Genomic DNA, 8,935 nt, shown 5'->3' with positions numbered 1-8,935 from the left:
CGGCGTTGACCGTTGCCCCGGTGACGGTATCGCCCGGACCGACTTCGACCGGCAGCGATTCGCCGGTGAGCATGCTGGCGTCGATCGCCGAGGTGCCCGACACGATCTCACCGTCGGTGGCGATCTTCTCTCCCGGCCGCACGATGAACTCCTCGCCGACCGACAACTTGTTGATCGGGATCCGTTGTTCGTGGCCGTCTTTGATGACAGCGACGTCTTTGGCGCCGAGTTCCAGCAGCGCCCGCAGCGCTGCACCGGCCTGCCGTTTGGAGCGTTTCTCGAAGTAGCGGCCCGCGAGTACGAACATGGTGACCCCGGCGGCCACCTCGAGGTAGATGTTGCCCGCTCCGTCGGAGGGCGCCACGGTGAAACTGAAGCCATGGGTCATCCCGGGTGTGCCGGCGGTACCGAAGAACAGGGCGTACAACGACCACAGCAACGCCGCACCGGTACCCACCGAGATCAGGGTGTCCATGGTGGCGGTGCCGTGACGCAGGTTCACCCAGGCCGCGCGGTGAAACGGCCACGCCGCCCACACGATGACCGGGGCGGCCAGGGTCAACGAGGCCCACTGCCAATAGGTGAACTGCAGCGCCGGGATCATCGCCATCGCGATGACCGGTACCGACAACACCACCGCGCCGATCAGACGAGTGCGTAATGCCTGCAGCTCGAGGTCCCCGGCGGCCTCACCGGTCGCCGCCGCGCTCGCATCGTCACCGGTCTGCGCCGACGGCGGAAGCGTGGCCTGATAACCGGCGTTCTCGATCTCGGTAATCAGCAGCTGCGGATCCAGATCACCCGAGGTGGTGATACGCGCCTTCTCGGTGGCGTAATTGACTGTGGCAACGACACCGTCGAGCTTGTTGAGTTTGCGCTCGATACGCATCGCGCACGACGCGCACGTCATTCCGCTGACGGCGAGTTCGATGTCAGACCCGGTCGAGCGGGACGGGGAAGTGGTGGTCATGAGGACTCCAAGACGTGGGTTGAGCCGGCGGGTGGATGACGGGCGGTCAGTGCCCGGCGTGCTCAGGCGGGACCGACGCCGGAGACGACGAGGATGTCGCGCTTGCTCGACCACGCTCTGCAGCGGTGTCGACGACGAACGTCGCGGTGTGCACCTGACCGTCGACCTGGAAGTCGAGATAGAGCAGGTAGCGGCCCGGTGTCGGTGCGTTCGTCGCAAACCTCACCTGCGGCCCGGACAACTGCCCTGGCGTGGGTGCCGAGCCTTCGGGATGCACGTGCAGGTAGGCCAGGTCGCCATCGCGCAACGCCACCAGATGCCCGAAGGCACCCAGATACGGCTGCAAGGTGGTGACCGGCTGACCGTTGCGACTCACGGTCACAGTCAGCTCTGAGTCGGCGCCAGCGCGCAGCTCACCGGTCACCTCGACCTGGAACCCGGCCACCTCCGACCGCCGCGACTCACCGGCTGGAGGGCGGGGTTGATAGTCTCCACCCACCTCGAGAGTGCGTGTCAGCGTTAAGGTTTCACCGGTCGCTGCCGGAACGAAATCGGCATACACCCGGTAGGTGCCGGCCGTCTGCCACTGCCACGGAATCGACCACCGCCCAGCAGCATCCACCGTGGGGTGCACGTGGCGGAATGCGGTGCCGTCAGACCGGACCACGATCAAGTGCAGTTGTTTGTCGTGTTCCACCATGTAGTCGGTGACCGCCGAACCGGCGGAGTCGGTGATCGAAAACGTCAACACGCCCGCCTGGCCGGCCTGCGCGGGCGCTGCGAGTCCAGACAGCAGATAACCCCCCGACCCGACGGTGACCCCGCGCACACCCGGCGCCGCGGCGGCAGACGAAGCCGGTGCGCTCTGGTGTCCGGCGTGCGCCGGTGAGTCCGACCCAGCAGCGCCTGACCGGTCCGGGGCCACCGCGGCTGCCACAGTGTAGGCGGCCACGAAGACCACCGCCAGCGCACCAGCGAAAAGGCCCAGCCTAGAAGGCACGTTCATTGTCATGATCCTGTCTGTCAGGAGATCGCCCAGCGACGCTGCGCTGCCGAGGAGAGCCGGGCCACCACCGGGGCGGCCCGGCCCGCGACCTCACTCAGCGAGTTGATAACCGGCTTCTTGCACTGCGCTGCGGATAGCGTCACGCTCCAGCGGAGCGGAGCTGTCGATGGTGACCTGGCCGCTAGCCACGTCCACGGCGACATTGGTGACACCGTCGAGGGTGCTGATCTGTTCGCGTACCGACGAGGCGCAATGTCCGCAGGTCATCCCGGTGACAGTGACGGTAGACGTACTCATAGTGATGCTGCCCTTCCCTTCTGGCGATACCCCGGGCGGCCATACCCCGACCCACCCACGGCAGTGACGACTGAGCCACTCCCACCTTGGTACCATACCCCCCTAGGGTAATCAACGTTCGACGCTGATCCGACACCGATCTCGAAGGCGGACCAGCGTCACGGCGCACCCGGGGGAGCGGAAAGACCGGGGATGAGGAGTGGGCGCCCGAACCGATCCTGCGAAAGATTGGATAGGGCCCGCGCGGACGCGGCCCCGCGGCGAACCGAGGCGGTGGCAAGCAAGCCGAGAATCAGCCACGACTACCCGTTCTACAGTCCGTGCGCCGTAATTACTATGCGCAGTAGTAGCATGTAGGTGGTGGGTGATATGAAGCCGTCGACGGAGGCGACCGCACCGTCAACTCCGCGCGGCGTAGCCGTACCCCGGTTGATGGCTGCACTGCTGGTCGGTGGGCTAATTGTGGCGCTGGTGATCTACGCCTGGATCTCCGGCGCCAGTCGCTACGTCGAAAGCGCAGATCCATATCCTGGGGCGGGCACAGCTGTCGCCGATGTGGTCGGCAACTTCGCTGGCTTTGCGTTGGCTGCGGTGATGCTTGGGGGACTGGTCTCGATGGTGCTCACGGCCGTCCCTGACTCGCAAGGCTTCATCGACGCTGCGGTCTATCCAGTGTTTCGCCGCGTCCGTCGCGCCGCGGGGTGCTCTGTGGTCGTTGCGCTCTTCATGGCTTTCACCGCGGCCGCAGACACCACCGGTGTGTCTGTGGGCACGATGGTCTCGAGCGGCAAAGTCGGTTACGCGTTCAGTGTGAGTTTGCCGGCGCTGGCGTGGCTGGTGGTGGTGGCTGCGGGTGTCGTGGTGCTGATCGGTTCGGTGTCGCTGCGGTGGTCGATGCAGGCGGCGCTGGTGGTTCCCGCGGCGATTTGTGTGCTCGCGCTGCCCGTGGTCGGCAATGCCGCGCAGGGTCCTGACCACGATTACACGACCGGCGCGGTCATTGTCTTCGCAGTGAGCTTGGCGTTGTCGGTGGGGCTGCGGTGGGCTGATCGGTTCCGGGTTCGTGGTCTGGGGTCGGCGACCATCGACGAGGCGGCCGACCGGCGTGTTGGTGGCGTTGTCCTGGGCGCCGATGTGATGGCACTGGCGGGCGCGGTGGCTGTGACGCTGCTGCTGCGGACTCCCGATGTGTGGTCGTCGGCGTTCGGTCGCGCTGCGGGGCTGTTGGTGGCTGTACTGACGGTGCTGGTGGTGGCCGACCTTGTGCGCCTGCGCCGGGGCGTGGTGACGCCGGCAACCGCTTCTGTCCTTGCCGCGTCGACCGCACTGGTGGCCGTGGCCTGCTGGGCGGTGATGGACACCAGGGTCGCACCCGGGTTGATTGCCCACCCATTCACGGGCTGGGATGTCTATCTGGGTTATTCCCTTCCTGGCCCGCCCGATGTCGGTTCACTGGTCTCGCTGTGGCGTGTTGATCTCGTGGTGGGTGTGGCGGCGGTGGTGGGTGTCGTGGGCTATCTCGTCGCCGTCCGGCGGGAGCGGGCAAGTGGACACCGGTGGCCGATCCGGCGAACGGTGTCGTGGGTCGCGGGGTGCGCTGTGGTGGTGGTGTCCACCAGCTCTGGGCTCAAGGCCTACGGCAACGCGTTGTTCAGCGTGCACATGGCCGAACACACGGGTTTGACCATGATCGCACCCATCCTGCTGGTGGGTGGTGCACCGATCACCTTGCTGTTGAGGGTGCTGCCGACGACCGGAACCACCGGTGGCGCGGCGTGCCGGCGGGCGCTGCTGATCGTGCTCAGCTCGCGGGGCCTGCAGCTGCTGCTCAATCCGATTGCCGCGTTCGCGTTGTTCGTGGGCTCGTCGTATCTGGTGTACTTCACACCGGTGTTCGACGTGCTCGTCCGCTACCACTGGGGGCACGTCGTGATGAGCGTGCTGTTCCTGGCCACCGGCTACCTGTTCTTCTGGGTGACTGTGGGGATCGATCCTGGACCCAAACAGTTACCGTTTTTGGCGCGGCTTGGTCTGCTGTTCGCCGTTATGCCTTTTCACGCCTTCTTTGGTATCGCGCTGATGACCTCCACCACGGTGATCGGCGAGTCTTTCTACAGCCAGTTGCAGCTGCCGTGGAATCCCGATCTGGCTCGCACGCAATGGGTGGGCGGTGTGGTGGCTGCGGTCATCAGCGAGATTCCGATGGTGCTGGTTTGCCTGGTGCTGTTGGCGCAGTGGGTGCGAGCCGAACGCCGACCCGATCGGTCCGAGTCCGCCGACATCGATGCCGGCACCTCCCACACCGTCGCTGCGATGGTCTCGCAGTTGGCCCAACCCCAGCCGCTGTCGCCCTCAGCGGTCTATACGCGCGAAGTTCTGCAAACGCAGGCTGTTGGAGACGACGAAAAACGATGACAAAGCCATTGCGGCCCCGGCGATCAGAGGATTGAGCAATCCAGCGGCAGCCAGCGGCAGCGCGGCGAGGTTGTAGCCGAACGCCCATGCCAGATTGGTGCGCATCGTGCGTCGCGTGGCCGAGGCGAGTTGCAGCGCCAGAGCGACGGTGGTGAGGTCATCGCGCACTAACACGATGTCGGCGGCGCCGATAGCAACATCGGTACCGCGTCCGATCGCAATGCCCAGATCAGCCGACGCGAGTGCGGGCCCGTCGTTGATGCCGTCGCCGACCATCGCCACACCGGCGCCACTACTGCGCAGATTGTCGATGATGGCCACCTTCTCGGCCGGGAGCACCCCGGCGATCACGTCGTCGATGCCGATCTGCTCCCCGGTGCGCTGCGCTGCGCCGGCGTTGTCACCGGTGACCAGGAACGTGCGAATTTCCATGCGGTGCAACTCATCGACCGCCTGGCGGGCAGAGGGTTTGATGCCATCGCGAATGTCGATCAGGCCCCGGACTGCATCATCGGCTGCGACATAGACCGCGGTGCCCCCAGAGCGCTCGATGTCAGCGCGCCGCGCGTCGATCACGGCGGGCACCGCGGCGCTACGGGCGATCCATGCCGGGGAACCCACCTGCACCGTCACTCCGTCGATCACCCCTCGCACGCCGCTACCCACGTCGGTGACCACCGCGTCGACCGGTGCGGCAAGCGACTGCGGACCGGCTGCGGCAGCGATAGCGGTGGCGATGGGGTGGCTGGTGTGCTGCTCGAGTGTCGCCGCCCAGCCCAGGATCAGCTCGGCACTGTCGTCGTCGACGGTGTACACGCCGGTGACGTGTGGCTGCCCGTTGGTGAGGGTGCCGGTCTTGTCGAAGACCACCACGTCGATCGTCCCGGACAGTTCCAACGCGGCGTGTCCTTTGAGGAAGATGCCCAGTTGGGCGCCTCGCCCGGTAGCGATCACCAGCGCCATGGGCATGGCCAGGCCCAGCGCGCACGGACAGGCGATGACCAGCACGGCCACCGCGGCACTCACGGCGTGCTCCCATGACGCCCCGGTGAGCGACCAGCCCACGACAGTGGCTGCGGCTAGGGCGATGACACACGGAACGAAGATCGCGGCGATACGGTCGGCGACGCGTTGAGCGCGAGCCTTGGCTGTCTGCGCGCTGTCGACGAGCGCGATCATCTCGGCCAGGCGGGTGTCCTCACCGACTGCGGTGACTTCGACGCGTAGTCGCCCGTCGAGGCACGTCGTGCCCCCGACGGCGGTGGAGCCTTGCTCGGCTGACACCTGAACCGGCGTCGTCTCACCGGTCATGGCGCTGAGGTCCACAGTGGCGGCGCCCTCGATCACCTGCCCATCTGATGGAATGGTCTCTCCCGGCAGCACGATGAGTCGTTGCCCCACTTTGAGTTCCGCGAGGGGTATGAGCATGGTCGTGTCCCCTGCGCACTCAACTCGGGCGTCGGTGGCACGCAGGGCGGCCAGCGCCGTCAGTGCTTGAACAGCTTGTGTCCGGGCACGCGCCTCGTAGTAGCGTCCTGCCAGCACGAAGACGGTGACACCGGCGGCAACTTCGAGGTAGATGGAGTCACTGGAGAAGATTGCCGACCACACCCCCTGGCCTGCGGTCGACGTCGTCTCGGCCGAGAACATCGAGTACACCGACAGTGCGGTCGCGGCCAGCACTCCCAGCGAGACGAGGGTGTCCATCGTGGCCACGCCGGTCCGCAACGTGCGCACCGCGGTGCGGTAGAAGGGCCACGCGCAGTAGGTCACGACCGGCGCGGCAAGCGCCACCAACACTGCTTGCCAGCCGGGGAAACGAAGGTCGGGGACGACAGCAAGCAGAACGGAGAGGTTGGCCAGGGGCACGAACAGGGCTAGCGCGACGATCAGCCGAGTGAACAGTGCCTTCGCAGTCGCTAAGTCTTCGTTGACGGCAGGGGCCTGCTCGGACAGTTCCGCAGCCGCATACCCTGCTGTGTGCACGGCGTCGATAGCATCGGCGACGTGTGCGTGGGTATCGAGTTCCACGGTGGCTCGCCGAGTGGCGTAGTTGACCGAGGCGCGCACGCCGTCGAGTTTGTTGAGTTTGCGTTCCACCCGAGCTGCGCACGCACCGCAGGTCATTCCGCCCACATCGAGTTGGATGCGGCGTGTCGGGTGCGTGTGGTCAACGAGGTCGGTCACGGGTGGGCGCTTTCAGTAGGCGGTGAGGGCGCGGCACCGCAGGAGATGCGAGAGCCCCCGGTGGGGCAGTGGCAGCAGGGCTGAGGCAACCAGGCTTCGGCTACTAAGCAGGGTAGTTTGTTCTAGACTGGCAGCAAATACGAGGCAATCAGGCAGGCGACGGTGACTCAGTTGGGTTCGTTGGAACGCGCGGTGATGGACGTGCTGTGGGGCGCTTCGGCGGCGATGAGTGTGCACGACATCGTCGATGCGCTGGCCGACCGCGACTTGGCGTACACGACGGTGTTGACCGTGGTCACCAATCTGCACAAGAAGGGCTTCGCCGGTCGCGAGAAGATCAGCCGCGCCTATCGGTACTTCCCGTTGCAGTCGCGGGAGGAGGCGACGTCGCAGACACTGCGGCAGGTGCTCGACGCCAGCGGCGATTCGACGGCGGTGCTGATGCACTTCGCCCGGATGGTCACTCCCGAGGAGCGCGCGGTCCTCAGCGAACACCTGTCCCGGACGCGGACGGATCGTCCGAGGAAGCGCTGAGAGTGTGAGCGTCGCATTGGCCCACCTGGTGGGCGCGGCCGTGCTGGGCGTGTTGGGTCCCTACGTTCTCGACCGACTGCCCCAACGATGGTCACCGCGGGTACTGATCACCGCATGGGTCAGCAGTATCGCCACGGCGGTGGGATTGTTGTTTCTATCGGCGCTGTCGGCGTTGTGGCCGGACCCGCCGCCGGCCGAACGCTTCGTTGACACCCTGGCTCGGTGCGCGGGAGCTGTCCTGCACGCGGTGCGCGACGATTTCAGCCAGGTGTACGGCATTGCCGTCGCCGTGGTCCTGATCGCCGTGGTAGCTCGCACCGCGATGTCGTGCGCTCGTCACACCCGCGACGTGCATCGCGTGCACCGTCTTCATCGCGACGTCGTTGCTGTGGTGGGCAGTACCGAACCCGACACCCCCGACGTGCTCTGGATCGATCACCCCCACCCCATGGCGTACTGCGTCGGCGGGCGCAGTGGCTTCGTCGTGGCAACAAGTGCGCTGCGCACAGACGTGCCTGCCGAGGCGCGGGCCGCAGTACTAGCGCACGAGTTCGCCCATCTGAGGTCCCGGCACGACCGCGTTCTGGCGGTCTGCGATGTGATGGCACGAGCTCTGCCCTTTGTGCCGCTGTTTCGCCGGGCGCCGGCGGCAGTCGCGACCTTGATCGAAGCAGATGCCGACATGTCGGCTGCTCGGGTCACCAGCACAGCTGCCGTGCGCAGCGCACTCGCGCACGTGACCAGTCAGGGCGTAGGCCCCGAGACCCCCATGCCACGCTCGACGCGCTACCGATTGCTGATGCTCGAGAACGGCGCGATCGAGCCAACGAAGTCGACCTACGCTGCGGCGAGCGTGCTACCCCTCTTGGGTGCTGCGCTGTGTACGGCTGCGGCACTTCCGGTGTTGTCAGTTCTCGTACATGGACTCACCGCGTAAGTCCCCGTCACGCCATATTCGCTCGACAGGCGCTGCTACTGCTCGACACCCACGAGCGTCGCGTCAGTCTGCGCCACCGAGCGGCGGCCGTTGACCGGTGCTCGTCTCAGCGTGTCGATCGCACCCCGCGCGTGCCTTCGCTAGAGATACACCCAAGCCGGTCGTGTTATCGCGGCACCCTGCGTGATCGGTACATAGTGCATGGCGCGGTGCTGCGCAGCGCCACCTGGGCCCTAGGCCGAGGACCGTTACCCCTGGTGCACCAGCTGATGGTGGTCTCGGTCAGGCCCGGTGATCTTGGGAAGCCCTGGTGGCTGCGGGTCTCGCCGCCGCGGCGGTGCGACGGGTTTCTCTGCCGCCGGGGATGGTGGTGAGTTTCTTCGCCTACGGTCGCACCGCACGGCCTCGTGCTGGCCGCATCGCGCGGGCCGCGACCGCGGCCGCACCGCGGGCCACACACGTTGCCGCGGTCGCCGCGATCAGCCACAGCAGCAGGGGAGTGCCCTGAGCGAGGACAGAACCCGCGAGCAGGGTCAACGCAAAGGTCATCAACGCGGTGTAGCCGACTGCGAGGATGGCGAACCATCGA

8 protein-coding genes are annotated in these 8,935 nt (G+C 66.4%); 3 read left to right on the top strand and 5 right to left on the bottom strand.

Translation table 11 applies throughout. The features are described from left to right. The 3 genes from BJF87_RS20040 to BJF87_RS20030 form a co-directional block, all read right to left on the bottom strand. Window positions 1-970 (bottom strand): cation-translocating P-type ATPase (locus BJF87_RS20040; protein WP_139319562.1); only part of this gene is annotated, 970 nt, incomplete at its 3' end. A gap of 46 nt (window positions 971-1,016) precedes the next feature. Continuing rightward, window positions 1,017-1,976: a hypothetical protein gene (locus tag BJF87_RS20035; RefSeq protein WP_075863794.1), complete on the bottom strand. Its 960-nt coding sequence runs from the start codon at window positions 1,974-1,976 to the stop codon at window positions 1,017-1,019. Between the two features lie 90 nt (window positions 1,977-2,066). Then, entirely contained in the window at window positions 2,067-2,273 is a 207-nt protein-coding gene (locus BJF87_RS20030; protein ID WP_075863793.1) for a heavy-metal-associated domain-containing protein, read from the bottom strand. A 369-nt stretch (window positions 2,274-2,642) separates the two neighbouring features. Here BJF87_RS20030 and BJF87_RS20025 point away from each other — a divergent pair, with 369 nt between their 5' ends. Next, entirely contained in the window at window positions 2,643-4,688 is a 2,046-nt protein-coding gene (locus BJF87_RS20025) for a cytochrome c oxidase assembly protein (protein WP_258325157.1), read from the top strand. Here BJF87_RS20025 and BJF87_RS20020 read toward each other — a convergent pair. Then, window positions 4,626-6,875 (bottom strand): cation-translocating P-type ATPase, encoded by a 2,250-nt coding sequence (locus BJF87_RS20020; protein ID WP_075863792.1) that lies wholly within the window; start codon window positions 6,873-6,875, stop codon window positions 4,626-4,628. The genes BJF87_RS20025 and BJF87_RS20020 overlap by 63 nt on opposite strands. A gap of 162 nt (window positions 6,876-7,037) precedes the next feature. Between BJF87_RS20020 and BJF87_RS20015 the strand changes: the two genes are divergently transcribed. Together BJF87_RS20015 and BJF87_RS20010 are read left to right on the top strand one after the other, a co-directional pair. Next, window positions 7,038-7,409, top strand: a complete 372-nt coding sequence (locus BJF87_RS20015; protein WP_005199796.1) for a BlaI/MecI/CopY family transcriptional regulator — start codon at window positions 7,038-7,040, stop codon at window positions 7,407-7,409. A 4-nt stretch (window positions 7,410-7,413) separates the two neighbouring features. Beyond that, window positions 7,414-8,346 (top strand): M56 family metallopeptidase, encoded by a 933-nt coding sequence (locus tag BJF87_RS20010; RefSeq protein WP_075863791.1) that lies wholly within the window; start codon window positions 7,414-7,416, stop codon window positions 8,344-8,346. Window positions 8,347-8,730: 384 nt separating this feature from the next. Here BJF87_RS20010 and BJF87_RS26175 read toward each other — a convergent pair. After that, the coding region (locus tag BJF87_RS26175; RefSeq protein ID WP_222844786.1) for a hypothetical protein at window positions 8,731-8,935 on the bottom strand (205 nt) is incomplete at its 5' end.

This window comes from Gordonia sp. CNJ-863 (genome assembly GCF_001942325.1).
Classification (GTDB): Bacteria; Actinomycetota; Actinomycetes; order Mycobacteriales; family Mycobacteriaceae; genus Gordonia; species Gordonia alkanivorans.
The sequence above is the reverse complement of the archived record's forward strand: the minus strand, read 5'-3'. Positions and strand labels throughout refer to the sequence as shown.